The following is an 18,732-nucleotide window of genomic DNA, read 5'->3' as shown; positions in this document are numbered from 1 at the left end:
ACCCGATAAACTATATGGCTATTCGAGATACAGGAGCTACAGCCCGTATCGCTTAGTCAAAATTTCATAGTTTTCTACGCGTCTATCGCGCAAAAACGGCCACCAGCGGCGCACGTTTTCGCATCTTTGCATATCGATGGTTACGACTTCGCATAGCTCGTCGGTGCTGTTTGCGCGAAACAGTTGCTCGCCCTGCGCGCCAAAAACAAAGCTATTGCCCCAAAATCTAATCCCCTCTTCGCTGGCAAGCTGGTCTACGCGCTGTTTATTCGGCAGCACCTCTAAAGTTTCGCCGTTAAATTTGATCTCTATCGAAATTTTTAAATTCTCTCGCGCCGCCTCATCCTTCGCGGGCAAAATTTCGTCGCCGATCGCCATTTTGCCGCTATCCGTTAGCGCACCGTTATTAAAGGATAAAATTCCGCCCTCACTTAAAATTTTACTCTCGCCGCTCGCATCCGTGGAGCGCGAAATTTTATCGCGCACATTTAAATTTGCTTCGCCACCGAATAAAATTTCATCCGGCGAGACCTCACTAAGCGGGGCGCTTTCAAAGCCCACGCGATTTACGGCGACTACGGGTAGAGAGTTTGCCACTGCATGCCCGCGCTGTACCGCAACCCAAGCCTCCAGCTGACGCGCTTTTTCGTCCTCGTCGTCGCCGTCGAACCACCCGATCGCAGTCGGATATATGAGCAGCTCGGCACCGCGTAGCGCCATCGCGCGCGCCGCCTCGGGATACCACTGATCCCAGCACACGAGCACGCCGAGCCGCCCTATGCTCGTATCTATGGGCTCAAAGCCCAGATCGCCCGGCGTGAAATAAAATTTTTCGTAAAACTGCGGATCGTCGGGGATATGCATCTTGCGGTACTTGCCGGCGATCCTGCCGTCGCGCTCGAAGACCACGGCGGTGTTGTGATACAGCCCCGCGGCGCGGCGCTCGAAAAGCGAGCTTACCAGCACGACGCCAAATCTCTTCGCTACCTCGCTCCACAGCCGCAAATCGCGCTCGAAATCCTGCGCATAGTCGAAATTTTCGGTATTTTCGCGCTGGCAAAAATAATGCGTCTGATGAAGCTCTTGCAAAACGATTAATTGCGCGCCATTCGCCGCTGCACGCGCGATGAGCTCGATACTACGCGCTATCGTGCGCGCCTTGGTGCCTTCAAATTTATGCGAAATCAGTCCAACTTTTAGAATTTTCATATTTTCCCTTCGATCTAAATTTAAAGTTTAAATTTATTCATGCACGAGCAGTGTAGCGAGCCGTTTTGGCGGATGAAAACGCGCGCGTTTACTCCCACTACTTCGCGATCCGCGCACGCCGCTCGCAGACGCGACAGTGCCAGCTCGTCCGCCGCGCGGTTTGGATCGTACGGATCTGCGGGATCTGCGTAGGTAGGCGCGATGAGCGCGCCGTTTAAAAAGACGAAATTTGCGTAAGTCGCGGGCAGCCTGCGCCCCCGATAAAAGATCGCGCGCGGGATCGGCAGTTCGATCACGTCGTATCCGAGCGATGAAATTTCATCCTTCATCGCGCCAAGCTCCGCGTAGTGCAGATCGCTCGGATCGTCGCACGAGCTTATCGCCACGACGCGCGGGCTTAAAAAACGCGCGAGAGTATCGACGTGGCTGTCGGTATCGTCGCCTTTTATGAAGCCGCGCTCTAGCCAGATTATCTTTTTTAGGCCAAAAATTTCACGCAGCCGCGCGTCCAGCTCCGCCTTACTTAAGGAGTTGCGATTTTCGTTTAGCAAACACGCGCTCGTAGTCAGCATCGTGCCCGCGCCATCAAAATCGACACTGCCGCCCTCTAAGATCAGATCCATGTCTCGCAGCGGACGAGCGCTCGCAGCGTAAAGCTTAGAATTTAACGCATCGTCCTTGGCGCTTGCGAACTTGCCGCCCCAGGCATTGAAACGAAAATTTAGCCCCGTGATTTTGCCGCCCTCCTCTAAGTCGATCGCTCCGTAATCGCGAATCCACGTATCGTCGGTATCGATTTGCGCGAAGCTCGTGTTTGCTAAGCCGCCGCAAATTTGCTCAAAATCCTCGCGGCGCGGCGCGATCGCAACGACCGGCTCAAACCTCGCTGCGGCGGCGATAAAGTCGCGATAAGCCGCCCGTATCTCGCTCAAATATGGCGCCCAGTCAGTACCTGCGTGCGGCAAAGACACCAAAAGCGCCTCTTGCTCCTCCCATTCGGCGAATGCTCTCATTTTTGCTCCAAGATTGAAATTTCACGGATTATAGCGAAAAAAATATTTGTAGATGGTGCGCCCGGAGGAATTCGAATCCCCGACCTTTTGAACCGCAATCAAATGCTCTATCCAGCTGAGCTACGAGCGCACGAAATAAAAGAAACGGGATTATAGCGTTTTTAGCTTAAATTTAGCCAAAAGGCGGTTTAAATTTCGACATGCGATAAATTTTAGCTTCGCATTTTTCGCATTTTTGCGTTTGCCCGATCGCGACGCCTAGTTTTCCGCTTAAATTCCAACGTGCAAGAATTTTAATCTACTTAAATTTATCGTGTATCGCGCCTAAATTTAACTTGCTTAAGGATTGCATTTTGGAATTTAAAATTTAACCTACTTAAAATCCCACAAGACGATTCTAAAATGTATTAAAAATTTTACGACCTTGCAGCCCAAATCCCACGCAAAATAAATAAAATTTATCGCTTTTTAGGTATCATAAGCAAATAATGAAATAAATGAAGGAGAGAAAATGAAGCGAGTATTTTTGGCGTTTGCGCTGTGGCTCGGTTTTAGCGGGGCTGCTTTTGCGATGCAAGATACGGAGCCGAGCGAGGCGCAAGTACAAAATTCCGCGGGAGTTAAAATTTTAAGCGACGGGTTTTTGAAGCTATCCGCAAGAGAATACGCGAATGCGGTCGGTCGCTGTGTTACTTCCCATATTTACAATGATTGTGACAAAATTTACTCACTAGAAATTTCACGACTTATAAAGGAATGCGGTTTCGGCGATGGAAAATATAGCGCTTGTCAGAGCTTATTAAGTATCGCGGATAAGCGCTGCTTTGAAAAAGATCAAATTGAAAATTTATTAGCATGCAGCTTGTCCGGAGAAATTTTAGTTAAAACAAATAAGATTGAAACTGGATTAAAACGATTAATAAGAGCTTGTGAGGTAGGCAAGGTAGGAGATTCTTGTTTGCTCTGTGCAATAACCCATTTTTATTACTCTTTAGATATAAACGAGGTAATAAAATATATGACAATGACGCGAGATCTAGCGTATGATAAAGAACATTTCAATAAAATCATCAAAAAATTGCAAGATTGCAAAGCCGATAAAGAGTGCAATCCTGCAAAATTAGAATTTCAATAAGCAAACGGCGATATAGCAAATACGGCGGGCTAAATTTCTAAATTTAAAAAGCAAAGGAAAGATTGCTATGGCGGATAAGCTGATCGACATCGGACTCATTTTGTTTTTCGGCGGCTTTGGCATGCTATATAACGGCGTATGCGGGATCGGCAAAGACTATATGCAGCGCAATAAAATAGACTTCGTGCGCTGGACCGAGGCACATTTTGCGCTCCAACACGCCGTTTGATTCGAACGAGCCGCTAGAATTAAAATTTAAAGAGCCCAAAAGCAAGCACATAATCTACAATTTCTTCGAGTTCATCATCCATTATGCGATAATCGCGCCGTTTTTAGCGATCTATGCGGGGATTTTTCTATTTTGCGCGGGGCTAGCCATTAAAATTTTATCCTAAATTTAAAATTTGCGACGCGGATGCAGAACGGGCATTGCATAGACGCCGTTTTCGTTGCAGAATTTCAAATTTTACGCCGCATCTCTTACTAAGCATGCTACACTTATTATATTTTAAGAGATAAAATTTCAAAATTTTATCCCCAAATTCACGACTTGCGAATTTTATGCCGTGATTTCCGTTTCTATCAGGGCGGGAAGGGAGCTTGAATTGCGAGGTCGCTCCCCTTCCCGCTCCAAACCCCACCCAACCTCCGACGACGCTAGCGGGGCGGACTGCGTCCGCGCATTTTTATTTAGCGGCTCGCGCCACATGAAATTCCGTATCGATAAATTTTTAAAATTCCACTACCGCTAAATTTTTATCGTATTTGGAATTTTAAAATTCCATCATTAGCCGCCAAGCCAATTTATCCGCCGATAAATCATCAAACCGCCAAGCCGTCCGCCGATCGTCAAGCTTCCGCTCGACCGCAAACTAAACTATCCGCCGGCCAAACCGATCGGCAACCGACCGATTGAAAATCGATCGTCTAGCCGCCGAATTTATCGATAGCAGAGCCGTATAAAACCGACCGACCGCCAAAAGCAGTAGCCGCAGACTAAAGAAGCGCGCGCCCGAGTTACAAAATGACCTACTGCCGAAGCAATATACCGACAACCGATCGGCAGCCGAGCCGTAAAAACTAACCGACCGACCGCCGAGCCAAAGCCCTAGCCCGCGTTACTGCACGTAAATTTTATACTCGCCGTAGCCTAGCGCGTCCATCTCCTCAAGCGGGATAAATTTCAAACTCGCGCCGTTGATGCAGTATCTCATACCGCCCTTCTCTCTCGGTCCGTCATCAAAGACGTGCCCTAAATGGCTGCCTCCTACGCGGCTGGAGACCTCGACGCGCTGCATGCCGTGGCTGTCATCTTGCGCATAGGCGATCGCATCGGTCGTTATCGGCTTTGAAAAGCTCGGCCAGCCGCAGCCCGCGTCAAATTTATCGGTGGATGAAAACAGCGGCTTTTTCGACACGATGTCGATGTAGATGCCCTTTTTATAATTCTTGTCGTATTCGCTCGAAAACGGCCGCTCGGTCGCCTTTTCCTGCGTGACTTGATACTGAAGCTCGGTTAAATTTTTCTTCAGCTCCTCCTTGCTTTGCACTTTAAATTTCTCATCGTCCTCAAGCGGCTTTTTAGCGAGGCGCAGATCGATGTGGCAGTATCCGCCGGGATTTTTGCCGAGGTAGTCCTGATGATACTCCTCGGCGCGGACGAAATTCTTTAGCGGCGCCACTTCGACGGCGATCTTTTCTTTAAATTTAGCCTGCTGCGCCGCTATGAAATAGCGCGCTATCTCGCCGCTCGCCTCGTCGGTGTAGTAGATGCCCGTGCGATACTGGCGACCGCGGTCGTTACCTTGCTTGTCGATCGAGAACGGATCGATGATGCGGAAATAATGCGCCAAAATTTCAGGCTCGCTGATGACGTTGGCGTCGTATTTTAAGTGTAGCGTCTCAGCATGATCGCTGCTATGCAGCCCTTCGTAGCTTGCCTTATCACTCTTGCCGTTGGCGTAGCCTACCTGCGTCGCGACTATACCGTCGAGCTGTTTGTAATACGCCTCCATGCCCCAGAAGCAGCCGCCTGCTAGATAAATTTCTTTCACGTTTGCGTTCATGCCGCCCCCTTTAACTTTAAAATTTGCGTCCGCCGCGCTGCCGCCTGCGGCATTTAGCGCGACTAAATAACCCGCCGCCAAAGCAAAGAGGCAGATTAAGGCTTTGAAAATTTTCATTTTGATCCTTTCGTTTTAAATTTTGCGCAATTTTACAATCCGTAAATGAAATGAGAGTGAAATTTTGCCGAGCTTGACATTTGCCACAAACGGCGAAATTTAAAGACGCTTGAGCGTGGCGCGGTAAAATTTGAGCCAAAATTTAGAGGCTACGGCAAAATTTACGTTAAGTTGCGCACTGTAATAAAACCGTGCTAAGGCTGCGCCAAAATCGCGCGTCGTGATAAAACATGCGCCCAAGCCGCGTGCGCCGCGCTATTCTACTTAAATTTTAAAATTTATGGCGCAACTAAGCCCATGAACTTGCGTAAATTTTAAAATTCCTAGCAAAATGCAACCGAGCGACCCTCTTAAATTTGAACCGATAAATTTACACTAAACCACGCGGACATGCGGCAGGTCAGACGCTTTGCGAAATTAAATTTAAAATTTACGCGCCGCCGCCGCAAGATAAAATTTTCGCGACTATTTAAAAGCGGCGAGTGATTAAATTTAGATTGCGCCGCATCGATACGAAGCAGTATGCTGCGCAGCTAAATCGGTGCCGCAGAGCCGTATGGCAAAACGCAAGTAGTCCGATTCGCATCACGCTCGGCGCGTATCAGAGCGCAGTCAAATTTACATCGCGCACGGCTGCGTAGCGGAGGTAGCCGGGTCCGCTACGCGCTGGCGCATAACAAAGCACCGTGCATTAGACCCACGCCGCGCCCGTTACAAAACGATATACCGCACAGCTAAATCGTCGTCGCACAGCCGTATGGCAAAACGCAAGTAGTCCGAAGCATCACGCTCGCCGCGTATCGGAGCGCAACCTGGGTCCGCGCTGCGCCCGCTACGTAGTAAGCAACGAGATCCGCTCCGGCGCGGTTTTTAATATTTGCAACGGCATAAAAAGTTACGAAGCGAGCGCAATAAATCCGCTCCACCTCGGGCGAGCGAAATTTAATGCAAAAAGTGGCGCACTCCCGTAAAATACATCGCCATGCCAAACTCGTCGGCGCTTGCGATCACCTCATCGTCGCGGATGCTGCCGCCCGGCTGCACCACCGCTGCGACGCCCGCAGCATGGGCGATCTCGATGCTGTCTTTAAACGGGAAAAACGCCTCGCTGGCAAGCGCGCAGCCGCTCAGATCGACGCCCACGTCGCGCGCCTTTGCCACTGCCGCACGCGCGGCGTCCACGCGGCTCGTCATACCCATGCCGATCGCGACCATCGCGCGATTTTTGACGTAAACCACGCAGTTGCTCTTCGTAAGTGCGGCGATCTGCCACGCGATTTTTAGATCGTCAAGCTCGCTCTCGCTCGCCGCGCGCCCCGTGACGCAGCTAGCGTTTGCGACCTCGCCCGCGCCTACGTAGTCGCGCTGCTGATACACAAAGCCGCCGTCAATAAATTTAAAATCGTATTTGTCGTTTTCGCGAATCAAAAACTCCCCGCCCTGCTCGAAAATTTTAATACGCTTTTTCTTTTCAAATACCGCAAGCGCCGCGGGCGTGACGCGGGCGGCAAGGATAACTTCGACAAAAATTTCATTGATTTTATTTGCTAGCTCCTCGTCCAAAACGCCGTTTATCGCCACGACGCCGCCGTATGCGCTTACGGGGTCACATTTTAGCGCCTCTACGTAGCTTTCAAGCAGGCTCCCCTTTACGGCGAAGCCGCACGGATTGGCGTGCTTGCAGATCGCCACCGCAGGCGCCTCCCCGAAGCTGCTAGCGAGCATCAGCGCGCCGTGCATATCGGTCATATTGTTAAAGCTCGCCTCGCCCTTTAGGCTCTTAAAATGGTTGCTAAAAAAGTCCTCGAACTCGTACAGCGCGCCCTTTTGGTGCGGATTTTCGCCGTAGCGAGTATCGAAGACCTTGCTGCCCGTGATAAATTTTTTCGCGCCGAAGCCGCCGTTAAAGCGCTCGTTCATATAGTTTGCGATCATCGCGTCGTAGGCTGCGGTGTGCTCATAAGCTTTTATCATCAAATTTTGCCTAAATTTCAGCTTCTCGCTCTCGTCAGAGCTCGCTAAATTTTGCAAAACCGCGCCGTAATCAAGCGGGCTAGTGACGACATAGACGCTTGCGAAATTCTTAGCCGCGCTTCGAACCATCGCGGGGCCGCCGATGTCGATATTTTCGATAATCTCAGAAAAATCGTCGGTGCGGGCTACGGTCGCTTTAAAAGGATATAAATTTACGCACACGAGATCGATGCCGCCGATGCCGTGCTGCGCGGCTTGACTGGCGTGATTTGCGTCGTTTCGCTTATACAAAATTCCGCCGTGGATCTTTGGATGCAGGGTCTTAACCCGCCCCTCAAACATCTCAGGCGAGCCCGAGTATTCGCTCACTTCCGCTGCTTTCACGCCATTTTGCAAAAGCAATTTATGCGTGCCGCCCGTGCTTAAAATCTCAAAACCGAGTTTTTCCAGCCCTTTGGCAAATTCTAGAATGCCCTCTTTATCGCTAACGCTGATTAACGCTCTCATCTTTTCTCCTTTTAATTTATTCGCATAATTTTTTAAAAATCAGCTCGCGCATATCGTTTGCGTTAAGCTGAAAATACAAAATCGCCTCGCGGCGAGCCTTTTGATACTCGCGCCTCGTCTTTTCATCTGCCGCGCCGAGCTTTGCGTCTTTAAATTTCGCCATGCGCGCCGAAGCCAGCTCTTTTAGCCTCTCATTATCGCGAGAGATGCCGCCGCTATAATTAAACCACTCTTTGCTTTGAAAAATATTAAATAAAATTTGAAAATCTACGAAATTTCCCTTATTGTACTCGGCACAGACCCCGTTTTTGTGGCTTGCGGAGTAGATCGCGCCGTATCTGCGCTCGAAAAAATATAGTTTTATGAGCTTTGCATTTGCGTCTAAATTTGCGCCGCTACCGCCTAAAATCGCAAGCTTCGCATCGCCGCGCGTTTCGTAAGGGCCTAAAATCGTACCGTTTTCGTAAAGATTTCCGCCGTAAAAAGCGTATTTCGTACCCCTAAGCTCGTCCGAAAGAACGTAGGTTTTATCGCTTGCGGGCGAGTTTTTGCCCGCGCAGCCGAGCAGCGACAGAACCAAAAACAGAGATGAGATAAAAAATTTCATCGCAAAAATCCTTTAAATTTTAAAATTTTGCCTAATTTATGAAGCGGAATCGGCAAAGCGAAATTTGCTAAATTTATCGCATTTACCGCGCGCAAATTTTAATTTTGCTTCTCAAATGCCGCCGCTTTGCTCGCGCGGACGTAAATTTAAAATTCTGCGCCACTTGCAAAGGCTAAATTAAAAGCCGCGCGCAAAACGTAAATTTAAACCGCAGCGCGAATTTAGCCGCAAGGATCTGCGTGAACCGGCTAAATTTAAAATTCGCAGCGCAGCTTTTATCGCCAAGCTAGATTGGCGCTTGCTTTTGCCACTTTTAAAATTTTAAATTTACTTGCACATCCTATTTTCCAGCTCGTCCATAAGCGCGGCTATGTCATCATCAATCGCACCTTGCCGCTGCTGCTCGTTTAAATTTTTCGCGCCGCTTTAAATTTTACAAGCCGCAAATTTAAAGCGACGCGAAATCCAAAACCGCACTAAATATAGTAGATGCTGTTTTTGATATTTTTGCCGTCGATCTCGTTTTTGCGCCACGAGCTCTCGTCGTTTAGCACGATCCAGCGCTTCTCCTCCTCGCGATAAAACCAGTCCTTGTCGATCTGATAGTAGATCTGGCATCCCGAAATTTCGATGATATTAGCGATGTTGTTGTCGTGGTAGTTGTTCTCATCGAAGTCGGTGAAGGTGCGCTGCCCCATCTCGGCGTAGAGCTCGTTTAAAATTTGAAGCATCTCGCTTAGGCGCGTATCCATCTTCTCGACCTGAAGCCCAAGCTCGTTAGCCTCTCTAAATAAGATCGGATAGTCGTGCGACGGATAGCCGCTGTTTAGCTTGTCGCTGATAAAGGCGATCTTTTGCTCATCTTCGAAGTGGTAGCGCAGAATTTCGCGGCAAATTTTAAGCGACAGGCTGCTTGCGCGATCGACGGCGCCGAAAACGAGCGGATGGATATATTTGTAAAGCTCCTTGTACGGGTTCTCGTCGTTCGGGCGCTCGTTATTTTTCCAAAGCTTCACCACGCGGCTTAGCTCGTCCATCGAAACGTTGGCTTGGTCGTTGGTGTTCGTAACCGGCGAGAGCTCGTGGCGCAGCGAGGTATCGACCGACGTGAGATAGCCCAGCGGCCCCATTAAAATTTTATTCGCTCCAAGCGCCATCATCGTAGCCGCCGAAGCGCAGTTTGCCGGCACCAGCGCGATCAGCTCGTCGCAGTGGTTGCGCAGGATCGAGACGATCTTAAGCGAGGCGATACCGCTGCCGCCGTCAGATTTGATGTAAAGGTAGAGCTTTTCGAAATGCTTGCCTTTAAGATGGTCGTTGATACTGATCGCGTCGTTGCCGCAGACGCTGCCGGCGCCCGAATTGAAGTAGGTAAGCAGCGGCGCGCCCAGATATTTCTCGATATTCGTGATCACCTCTTGCGTTTGCTTCATCAAGATCGGCGGTTGCTTCGCCGCCTTTTTGGCGCCCTGCCTATGCGGCTCTTCGTCTTTGGATAAAAATCCCATGTTTTTCCTTTCGTGTTGGTTTGATTTTAAAATTTTAACTTACAAATATCGCGTAATCTGTCCCGATGCCACTCGATGCTCTCCTTAACCGTATTGCCTAGAGCCGTATGTGGGCTTTGCAAAAACGCCCTACTATTTTTTAGACTTGAGCTCACGTATTCATAGCGTGAGATCACGTTTGCGCTGGAGCTTTGCGACACCGAAGCCGAAAACGAGTATGAATAAAGCGGCGCGGAGGAAGCATAGCCGCTAAAGTGCTCTTTTAGGCTTACGAATTTGCCCTCCGCAAAGGCCTTGCAAACGCCGCCGCTTGCGGAATACTCGGCGATTCGTAGCTCTTTATTGGGCGTAAAAACGTAGATCGTAAATTTATTTAGAGCTCTTTGCGAAATTTGATCCCCAGCCACGTTCATCCCTCTTTCGTCCGTAAATAGATAGAGATTGGAGCCCGCCTCTTCGTATCTTCCTAAGATTGCATCATCTTTAAAAAGCACGCCGCCTGAAATTTTATACTCGGTGACGGTCTGCCCGTCATAGCTCATCATCACGGAATTTTCCGGATGCAGCTCGGCTTGCGAATACTTTATCTTCATACAGCCTGTAAGCAGCACCGCTGCCGCAAGCAGCGCTAAAATTTTAATTTTATCCATAAATCCTCCGAAGTTTATCTGCAAAAATCGTCTAAGATCATGGTTCTAAGACCCTCGATCGTCTTTTTGAAAAATCCAGCCACAGCCAACTCCTCCGCGATATATTTCGTATCTTTGCGATCGACCGCTTTTTCAAAATTCATATTTTTATATGCGCTCAACGTTTTTGAACTCATATTTTGCACCGAGCTCTCGCTTTTTGAAATTCTACCGTCCGCATAAAGCCAATCGCCGTCTTTGAACATATTTGAAGTATAGTCGAAATTTACGTATCTGCCGGCGTTATAGACGCTGCAAATCCCATCTTTGTGCCAAATGCTAAATACCATTGCCCTTTCGTCGTTAAAAAGATAAAATTTCATCCTCTTGGCATTCAGCGCGGACTTGTAATTGTTGCCGTAAGACTTGCCCGCCTCGTCGAGCACAAGCATCCTAAACTCGCCTCTATCCATAGAATAGGAGCCTAAATTTCTGCCGTTTTCATACAGATCCTCGCCGACAAATTTATAGATCATGGTTTTGTTGCCGTCGTAAAATTTAAACTCCTTATCGCTCTTAGCCGGGCGCAATATCCCACATCCCCCAAGTAGTGCCGCCAAAACGGCAAAAATTATAAAATTTTTCATTTATCACTCCTTAAATTTAATCCAACCTTTTAGACTTTTCTCTGCAAAGCAGACCAAGAAGCGTAGCACCGCTAAGCACGACGGATTTTTTCACATGATCTGCTACTGTCGAATTTAGTTTTTCTAAAATTTTTTTATCCACATAAGATAACTTTTCATTAACGAAATCATACCTGGATGAAATTTTCCCCATTCCTTTTCTTGACATCAAAACATCATAACTATATGCCACGATCGGCTCGCCTCGTGAATATATAGTGATATACTCCTTTATATGTACATATTTTCCTGCGGACAATGCTTTACAAACGCCGTCATTATGGCTATAAGAGATCACTTTAATAAATTCGTTCGGAACGAATATTATCTCCGTAATTTTTTTAGAATTATGTTCCTTTGTCGCGCTGGGATCTATATAACCATTTCCCATTTCATCAGTATAAATGTGCGTACCAAGTCCCAGTGCCGTAAGATATTTGCCTAACACTTTGCCATTTTTATAGAGTTTTCCGTTATGGGCTCGGTATCTGGTGGAAATATTTTTGTCAAAGCTTAACATTGCGATATCTTCCGAGTCGGCAATTCCGTTTTGATCTTTTTTGCCCGCGCATCCTCCAAGCAGTGTCGCCAAAACGGCAAAAATTATAAAATTTTTCATTTATCACTCCTTAAATTCTAATCCGACGCCGTAAATTTTATCTGGTTTCATCCACGTGCCTTAAAGCTCTAGCGTAAAATTTTACCGCGCTCGCCGCAGCACATTGAAATTTTAGCGAAGCGACCTTAGCACGCCTGCACCTTAAATTTCCATATCGCACGCTTTGACATTTCACTACCGCGCCGCATCCAATCTCTCGCGATTTAAAATTTTCGCACGCCGCGCATATTGCGATATCGTGCCTTAAAATTCCTTCGCCGCGCCTTGCCGCCGTATCGCAAGCCCTACATTAAAATTTCAAGGCATTTTGCGCCCTCAAATTTTAAAATTTACTCGCCCTACTTCTCGCCGAAGCGCTCCTTTAAAATTTTATACGCCTCGTTGATCTCCTGAAGCTTCTTCGTGCCCTCCTGGATGATCTCCTCGTCCGCGCCCTTGCCCATCAGGATGTCGGGATGGTATTTTTTCACGAGCTCGCGATATTTTTTCTTGATCTCGCTAAACGTAGCGTCCTTTGAGAGTCCCAAAATTTCATACGGATCTCTTTTGCTTTTGGCAGAGCCTTGCGAGCCGCCCGAATAGCCGCTACCATATCCGCCGTATGAACCGTCCGAACTTTGCGAGCCTCCGTAGCCCGAACCGGCAGAGCCGCCATATCCGTAGCCGGTGCCGCCGCCGTAACTGCTGCTGCCGTAGCCGCCGGTACTTCTGCCGCCGTATTTGTCCCAATATCCGCCGCTTCTTGTGCTATAGCCGTCGTATTCGTCGTAAGCGGAATCGCTTTGCGCGCCGCCATTTTCGTAATAGGTGCCGTAAAAGCTGCGCTCAAAGGTCGCAAACATCTGGCTTTGTATATGCTCGGGCAAGCCCAATCCGTCGCAGATCTGCGAGATTGTGCGCCGCTCCGCCGCGCTAAAACCGCGATCGACATAGGCTAAATTTAAAAAGAAATAGATTAGCCCAGTTTTGCGGCTCGGGCTCGGGCGGTAAGTTTGGTTATATTTTTCGGCGAGCTCGCGCACGTTTGCAAGGCTTTCTTTCTCGACTTTGTAAACGAGTTTCAGCGCCTGGCGTTCGCGTTCGCCGGCGCCCATTTGGCGCACCAAATCGTCTAAAATTTCGCTTATCATCGCGGCTTCGGACTCGCTTACGTACCCGTCGCTTTTGGCGACCTTGGCTAGAAGCGCTACTAAAATTTTAGCCTCTGCTAGCTGCATTTGAGCCTTGCCGCGATAGCCAGAGTTACCGAAAACTCCGCCGATCTGAGCAAAAATATAAAGCGCGATTAAAAGAAATACAATGCCGAGCACGCGCTAATCTTCGCTCTTTACGATCTTGGCAAACTCGCCGAAGTAAATTTCTTTCAGCGCAGCGAGCTTTTTACGGACGGAATTTATGCGAAACTCTTCGCCGCCGCTGGTGCCTAGGCGCATCAAGCTTAGCCCGTATTTTGCGGCCAGCTCTTTAAATTTCGCCTCGTCGCGCACGCCGAAAATCGCGCGCGAAAAGCTCTCGTCGAAAATATCTCTGCTATCGTCGCAGCTCATCTCAAACTCGCCGCCTATGCCGCCTACGCACGCCATCTTAGCTAGCGTAATCGCTACGCCGCCGATTCCTACAGAATTTGCAAACTCCAAAACCCCGCTCCTGCCAGCCTCGATCGCGAAGTCCCACAAAGCGCGCTCTGCCTTTAAATTTAACTCAGGCAAGCTGCCTGCGACGCGGTTTTCCACCGCTTTCATATAAAGCGAGCCCGCAAAAACGCCCTTCGTGTCACCCGCCAGATAGACGCTCACGCCGCTAGCGCAAAAATCGCTAGGGATGATCTCGCCCTCGTTTGTGCCCACGCAGACGATCGCGGGAGTGGGCTGGATGCTAACGCCGCCCGTTTCGTTATAAAGGCTTACGTTGCCGCTGATGACCGGGGTATTTAGCGCGGCGCAAGCCTGCTTGATCCCCTCGCAGCCCTGCGCGAACTGCCACATAACCTCTGGATTTTGCGGATTACCGTAGTTTAGGCAATCGGTGATGGCTAGAGGCGTTGCGCCGCTCATAGCGACCTTTCGTCCCGTCGACGCTACCGCGAGCGCCGCGCCTATGCGAGGATGGACGTAATTCATCCGCGTGTTGCAGTCCGCAGCCATCGCGAGCTTGACGCCGTTTTGCTTAACTCGCATCACCGCAGCGCCCAGCATGCCGGGACGCTTGGCGGAGTTTAACCCCACGTTGGCGTCGTATTGATCGTAGATGTAGGATTTATTTAGCACTTCGGTGTCCCCAAAAATTTTATCAAACGCCGCGTCTAGCTCGCGCTCGCTCGCGCCGCAGCCGCATAAATTTTGCCGCGCGATCTGCGCCATGTACGCAGGCTCTTTTATCGGGCGATCCAGCACGGGCGCAGCCTCGCTAAGCGGCTCGATTGGAATAACGCCCGCCAGCTCGCCGTGCCAAAAAAGCTCCATCTTGCCGCTATCCGTCACCTCGCCGATGACGGCGGCATCCAGATCCCATTTGGCAAAAATTTCTTTGATTTTCTCCTCGCAGCCCTTTTTGGCGCAGATCAGCATACGCTCTTGGCTCTCACTTAGCATCAGCTCATACGGGCTCATCCCCTCTTCGCGCATCGGTACGCGGTCTAAATTTAATCTCATGCCGCTGCCGCTGCGCCCCGCCATCTCAAAGCTACTTGAAGTAAGCCCCGCCGCGCCCATATCCTGGATACCAACGACGTAGTTTGTCTTAAAAAGCTCCAAGCACGCCTCCATCAGCAGCTTTTCGGCGAACGGATCGCCCACCTGCACCGTCGGGCGCAGAGATTTGTTCGCGTCGTTAAAGCTATCGCTCGCCATCACGGCTCCGCCGAGCCCGTCGCGCCCGGTCTTAGAGCCCACGTAGATTACGCTATTGCCCACGCCTTCGGCCCTGCCGTAGAAAATTTCATCCTTTTTAACGATACCTAGAGCAAAGGCATTAACCAAAATATTGCCGTCAAAGCTCTTATCAAAGCTCGTCTCGCCGCCGATAGTAGGGATGCCCATGCAGTTGCCGTAGTGCGCAATGCCGGCAACCGCTCCTTTTAGCAGATAGCGCTGCTTGCGCGCATTCTCGCTTCTTCCTCGCACCTCGCCGAAGCGAAGCGAGTTCATATTGGCCTCGACGCGCGCGCCCATCGTAAATATATCGCGCAGTATCCCGCCTACGCCGGTCGCAGCCCCTTGAAACGGCTCTATGAAGCTAGGGTGGTTGTGGCTTTCCATCTTAAAAACCGCCGCCATGCCGCCGCCGATATCGATGACACCTGCGTTTTCGCCGGGCCCCTGGATAACCCAAGGCGCCTTGGTCGGGAAGCCGCTTAAATATTTTTTGCTCGATTTGTAGCTACAGTGCTCGCTCCACATCGCGCTAAAAATCCCAAGCTCGAGCAGATTCGGCTCGCGACCTAAAATTTTTAAAATTTTTTCATATTCTTCGTCTGAAATTTTATGTGCCGCTATCGTTTTTTTATCCATTTTTTCGCCCTTTTCGCCGTTAAATTTAGGTCGCAATAATAACTAAAATTTTCTATCATTTCGATTAATTTTCGCCCTTTTTAAGATACTTCTCGTAAAGTTTCGCCTCTTTTAAAAACGCGTAAAATGCGTTAATATTTGCCGTGATAAATCCTTTGCGCCCGTCAAAAAGCGATCTGCGCAAAATGTACGATTTAAAAAACGCAAACGGATAGATCAGCAAAAGCTTCGCAAGGCTCGGCTTCTTGCCCTTCTCAAAATCCCCCTGCGCGCGCAGCGTAGAGTAGTTGTTATTTTTCATAACGAGCTCTGCAATCGGCTTTTCGCTAAAGTGATTAATGCAAAATTTGCTCTTTTTCACCGCGCCTTTTATGATCGAAATTTGCGCGTGCACCCCCATATTTTTATACTCGCCGCACTCCTTACGAAAGAAGCGGATGTGAGTATTTTTGCGCACGAGATCCGAGCACTTGCGCCCTAGCGAGTATTCGTGAAATTTAATATCCAGCGCCGAGTAATCGCTCTGGCTCATAAACTCCTCTATCTCGCCCTTTAGCTCAGGACTTACCTCCTCGTCGCCGTCGAGATTTAGCACCCATTCGTTGCTGCAGAGCGAAAACGCATAGTTTTTCTGCACCCCCTCGCCCTGCCAATCGTGGTGGTAAATTTTATCGGTAAATTTACGCGCGATTTGCAGCGTGGCATCGGTGCTGCCGCTATCGACGATTATGATCTCGGCGAAATCCGCCACGCTACGCAGCATACGCTCGATGTGGCGCTCCTCATTCATCACTATCGCATAAACGGATGCTTTAATCATAGTTTGTTCCTTATCCTCGTAAATTTCAGCCAAAAATCAAAAAACCCCTCCGTGCCCAAAATGCCGATACGCTTTACGGCGTGTCTGTCGTCGCCCGCCTCGTAAAGTCCGCGCTTGACAACTACCGCGCCTTTGAAATTTGATCTGGCGATATTTAAAATTTCGTCGTTAAATTTACCGTACGGGTAGGCAAACACCTCGCAAGGCTGAGCGCAAATACTTGCTACGCGAGCCTTGGATGCGATGATCTCATCTACGGCGAGCTGCGGATCGCTCGCGTAGGTAAGGTCTAAATTTACGTGGTGCATCGTATGCGCGCCAAACTCCACCAGCCCGCTTGCTTGCATTTTTAAAATTTGCTCCTCGCTCAGCATCCGCGCGAGATGAGCGGTGTTGACACGCTCCCAGTCGTTTTGCACGGCATCCGGCACCAAAAATATACTCGCTTTAAAATCGTATTTTTTCAAAATTTCAAAGGCGCTAGTAAAATTATTTTCAAACCCGTCGTCGAATGTGATGCAAACAGCCTTTTTAGGCAGCCGCTCTAGCGCGATAAGCTCGCTAAGCTTAAAGCTTTTAAAGCCGTTTTTTGCAAGCCACGCGATCTGTCTTTCAAAATCAGCAGGTCTTAGCCGCCATTTGTCGAATTTATCGCCCTTGTGCTCCTCTATGCTATGATACATCAGCACCCGTGCCTTATGCCAGCTCTGCGGGATCCGCCACCAGTTATACCGCAGCGAAACGCCCGCTACGGCGGCAAAGATCAGAAACATAAAAATATAGTTCATCTTGATTCTTTTACATCATTAACTTTTCTATCACTCGATGAATTTATATACTTATAATAGTTAGCGACAAGCGTAAATATGGTTATAGAAAATATCATAAAAAACGACCAACGGCTCTTAGAAATTACAAAAGTGGAATTTAAAAAGGAAAATGCATAAAAAACACTAAATGCACCGATCAATATAAAAGTTCCTTTTCTATAAACATTATAAAGGATACTAAAAAATAGTGTAATGGCAAACCCAAATCCAACAATTCCTTGCTCTGCAAGTATATCCATCCAAGGGCTATGCGCATGTTCAACCATTTTATTTTGTTCCTTGTCTATTTCGTAACTTTCAAATTCCGGTTTATAGTAATCGAATTGTCTATATTTAAAATTTTTAAAACCTACGCCTAATATAGGATTATCTTTGAACTCTTCTATAGCAGTTTTCCAAATAGCCACCCTAAGGTGCTTTTGATTCTCGAATGGATGTACTAAAGAAATCAACCTATCCTGTAATTTATCGCTATTAAAGGCTATAGAAATCACGCATGCACATAAAACAGCCAACACAATAAAAGCTGTTTTTCTATAAGGGCTAGTCCAAACTATTATAGGGATAAACACGGAAAGCAATAATAAAGGGCCCCTGGAGCCGCTTAGCGGAACAGCTATTAAAATTCCAAAAAGAGCCGAGCCGTATAGAATGTAATGAGATAAAGAGCGATCTTTCAAACTAAGCATAGCCCCAAACACTCCAACATAAAGAGGCAAGATAAAAGGGAAAATTCTGCTATTGCTAGAAAAAAATATATCGGTCGCCCTACCATCCAAAATCGGAACGCCAAAAATATTATAGCCTATAAGAAATTGTAGCAGTGCATTGAATGCAACGAATAAAACAATATAAGTTTGAAATTTAAAAAATCTTTCTAATTTATCCTTGGAATCAAGATATGTCTTAATCGCCAAATATAAAAGCACCCATAAGAATAAAACTCCTGCAGCACTAATAATACCATCTTTATGCGTTGCCCAAATTACACTAGACAGCATATATATACACCAAATAGACATAAATATAAAAAATTTATCTTTAAACACGCAAAATAAGCGCTCCTTAAAAGTATGGAATAGAAATATAACTACTATTAAGGCGCTGAAGACATTATAAGACTTACCTACAAAAAGACTTAAAGACAATATATATAATAAATATCCCATAATCTTTTCATAGCCAAATTTTGATAACATTTATTTTCCTTTCTTATATTTCATCTTATTATATTATCAAAATCTTCTAAAAATTGAACTAGAAAATAGTGGCGTTTAACACTTATGATTTTACAATAAACATCAATGCTCATCCAAATTTAATAATAGCGGCATAAAAAATTTAGCAATCCCATACCGCCTTTGCTTAAGCAATTAGCATCGAAAGTAAAAAGTTATAGCATGCTGTTTTTGATTACGCCGCCGTATCGTCAGACTGTGCACCCAAAAAGGCAGCAAAAACAAAGCTACAAATCACCACACAAACTACTATATAACCAACCAT

18 protein-coding genes and 1 tRNA gene are annotated in these 18,732 nt (G+C 47.8%); 4 read left to right on the top strand and 15 right to left on the bottom strand.

The window, feature by feature from the left end:
• Positions 1-36: 36 nt before the first annotated feature.
• From Q0144_RS03175 to Q0144_RS03165, 3 genes are all read right to left on the bottom strand, one after another.
• Complete coding sequence (locus tag Q0144_RS03175) at positions 37-1,209, bottom strand: carbon-nitrogen hydrolase (RefSeq protein ID WP_298061649.1); 1,173 nt, start codon at positions 1,207-1,209, stop codon at positions 37-39.
• Positions 1,210-1,229: 20 nt separating this feature from the next.
• Entirely contained in the window at positions 1,230-2,222 is a 993-nt protein-coding gene (locus tag Q0144_RS03170) for an agmatine deiminase family protein (protein ID WP_298061647.1), read from the bottom strand.
• Positions 2,223-2,275: 53 nt separating this feature from the next.
• A tRNA-Arg gene (locus tag Q0144_RS03165) sits at positions 2,276-2,352 on the bottom strand.
• Between the two features lie 381 nt (positions 2,353-2,733).
• Here Q0144_RS03165 and Q0144_RS03160 point away from each other — a divergent pair.
• The 3 genes from Q0144_RS03160 (at position 2,734) to Q0144_RS03150 (ending at position 3,752) form a co-directional block, all read left to right on the top strand.
• Positions 2,734-3,357: a hypothetical protein gene (locus Q0144_RS03160; RefSeq protein ID WP_298061644.1), complete on the top strand. Its 624-nt coding sequence runs from the start codon at positions 2,734-2,736 to the stop codon at positions 3,355-3,357.
• A gap of 67 nt (positions 3,358-3,424) precedes the next feature.
• Positions 3,425-3,586 carry a hypothetical protein gene (locus Q0144_RS03155; protein WP_298061641.1) on the top strand — a complete coding sequence of 54 codons (162 nt, stop codon included), beginning with the start codon at positions 3,425-3,427 and terminating at the stop codon, positions 3,584-3,586.
• Positions 3,564-3,752 (top strand): hypothetical protein, encoded by a 189-nt coding sequence (locus tag Q0144_RS03150; RefSeq protein WP_177387276.1) that lies wholly within the window; start codon positions 3,564-3,566, stop codon positions 3,750-3,752. Before Q0144_RS03155 ends, Q0144_RS03150 begins: the two co-directional genes overlap by 23 nt.
• 723 nt (positions 3,753-4,475) lie before the next feature.
• Here Q0144_RS03150 and msrB read toward each other — a convergent pair.
• Positions 4,476-5,540: a peptide-methionine (R)-S-oxide reductase MsrB gene (msrB, locus tag Q0144_RS03145; RefSeq protein WP_298061635.1), complete on the bottom strand. Its 1,065-nt coding sequence runs from the start codon at positions 5,538-5,540 to the stop codon at positions 4,476-4,478.
• 482 nt (positions 5,541-6,022) lie between these two features.
• Here msrB and Q0144_RS03140 point away from each other — a divergent pair, with 482 nt between their 5' ends.
• Complete coding sequence (locus Q0144_RS03140; protein ID WP_298061633.1) at positions 6,023-6,181, top strand: hypothetical protein; 159 nt, start codon at positions 6,023-6,025, stop codon at positions 6,179-6,181.
• Between the two features lie 301 nt (positions 6,182-6,482).
• Here the strand turns inward: Q0144_RS03140 and purH are convergent, their stop codons facing one another.
• From purH to Q0144_RS03085, 11 genes are all read right to left on the bottom strand, one after another.
• A complete protein-coding gene (gene purH, locus Q0144_RS03135) occupies positions 6,483-8,021 on the bottom strand; it encodes a bifunctional phosphoribosylaminoimidazolecarboxamide formyltransferase/IMP cyclohydrolase (RefSeq protein ID WP_298061631.1) in 1,539 nt (512 codons plus the stop codon).
• Positions 8,022-8,037: 16 nt separating this feature from the next.
• Positions 8,038-8,628, bottom strand: coding sequence for a hypothetical protein (locus Q0144_RS03130; RefSeq protein WP_298061629.1), 591 nt, complete (start codon positions 8,626-8,628; stop codon positions 8,038-8,040).
• 476 nt (positions 8,629-9,104) lie between these two features.
• A complete protein-coding gene (locus Q0144_RS03125) occupies positions 9,105-10,136 on the bottom strand; it encodes a hypothetical protein (RefSeq protein ID WP_298061627.1) in 1,032 nt (343 codons plus the stop codon).
• Between the two features lie 26 nt (positions 10,137-10,162).
• Positions 10,163-10,786: a hypothetical protein gene (locus tag Q0144_RS03120; protein ID WP_298061625.1), complete on the bottom strand. Its 624-nt coding sequence runs from the start codon at positions 10,784-10,786 to the stop codon at positions 10,163-10,165.
• A 14-nt stretch (positions 10,787-10,800) separates the two neighbouring features.
• A complete protein-coding gene (locus tag Q0144_RS03115) occupies positions 10,801-11,412 on the bottom strand; it encodes a hypothetical protein (RefSeq protein WP_297923743.1) in 612 nt (203 codons plus the stop codon).
• A 16-nt stretch (positions 11,413-11,428) separates the two neighbouring features.
• The gene (locus Q0144_RS03110) at positions 11,429-12,070 is read right to left on the bottom strand and encodes a hypothetical protein (protein WP_298061624.1); all 642 of its coding nucleotides are present in this window, start codon (positions 12,068-12,070) and stop codon (positions 11,429-11,431) included.
• Between the two features lie 338 nt (positions 12,071-12,408).
• Positions 12,409-13,287 (bottom strand): DnaJ domain-containing protein, encoded by an 879-nt coding sequence (locus tag Q0144_RS03105; protein ID WP_298061621.1) that lies wholly within the window; start codon positions 13,285-13,287, stop codon positions 12,409-12,411.
• A 96-nt stretch (positions 13,288-13,383) separates the two neighbouring features.
• Entirely contained in the window at positions 13,384-15,579 is a 2,196-nt protein-coding gene (gene purL, locus Q0144_RS03100) for a phosphoribosylformylglycinamidine synthase subunit PurL (protein WP_298061619.1), read from the bottom strand.
• 64 nt (positions 15,580-15,643) lie between these two features.
• Positions 15,644-16,399: a glycosyltransferase family 2 protein gene (locus tag Q0144_RS03095; protein WP_298053635.1), complete on the bottom strand. Its 756-nt coding sequence runs from the start codon at positions 16,397-16,399 to the stop codon at positions 15,644-15,646.
• Positions 16,396-17,187 (bottom strand): polysaccharide deacetylase family protein, encoded by a 792-nt coding sequence (locus Q0144_RS03090; RefSeq protein ID WP_298061615.1) that lies wholly within the window; start codon positions 17,185-17,187, stop codon positions 16,396-16,398. The genes Q0144_RS03095 and Q0144_RS03090 overlap by 4 nt, the downstream gene beginning before the upstream one ends.
• Positions 17,184-18,428 carry an O-antigen ligase family protein gene (locus tag Q0144_RS03085; RefSeq protein ID WP_298053641.1) on the bottom strand — a complete coding sequence of 415 codons (1,245 nt, stop codon included), beginning with the start codon at positions 18,426-18,428 and terminating at the stop codon, positions 17,184-17,186. The genes Q0144_RS03090 and Q0144_RS03085 overlap by 4 nt, the downstream gene beginning before the upstream one ends.
• Positions 18,429-18,732 lie beyond the last annotated feature (304 nt).

It is taken from the genome of uncultured Campylobacter sp., from assembly GCF_938045345.1.
Lineage (GTDB): Bacteria > Campylobacterota > Campylobacteria > Campylobacterales > Campylobacteraceae > Campylobacter_B.
The sequence above is the reverse complement of the archived record's forward strand: the minus strand, read 5'-3'. Positions and strand labels throughout refer to the sequence as shown.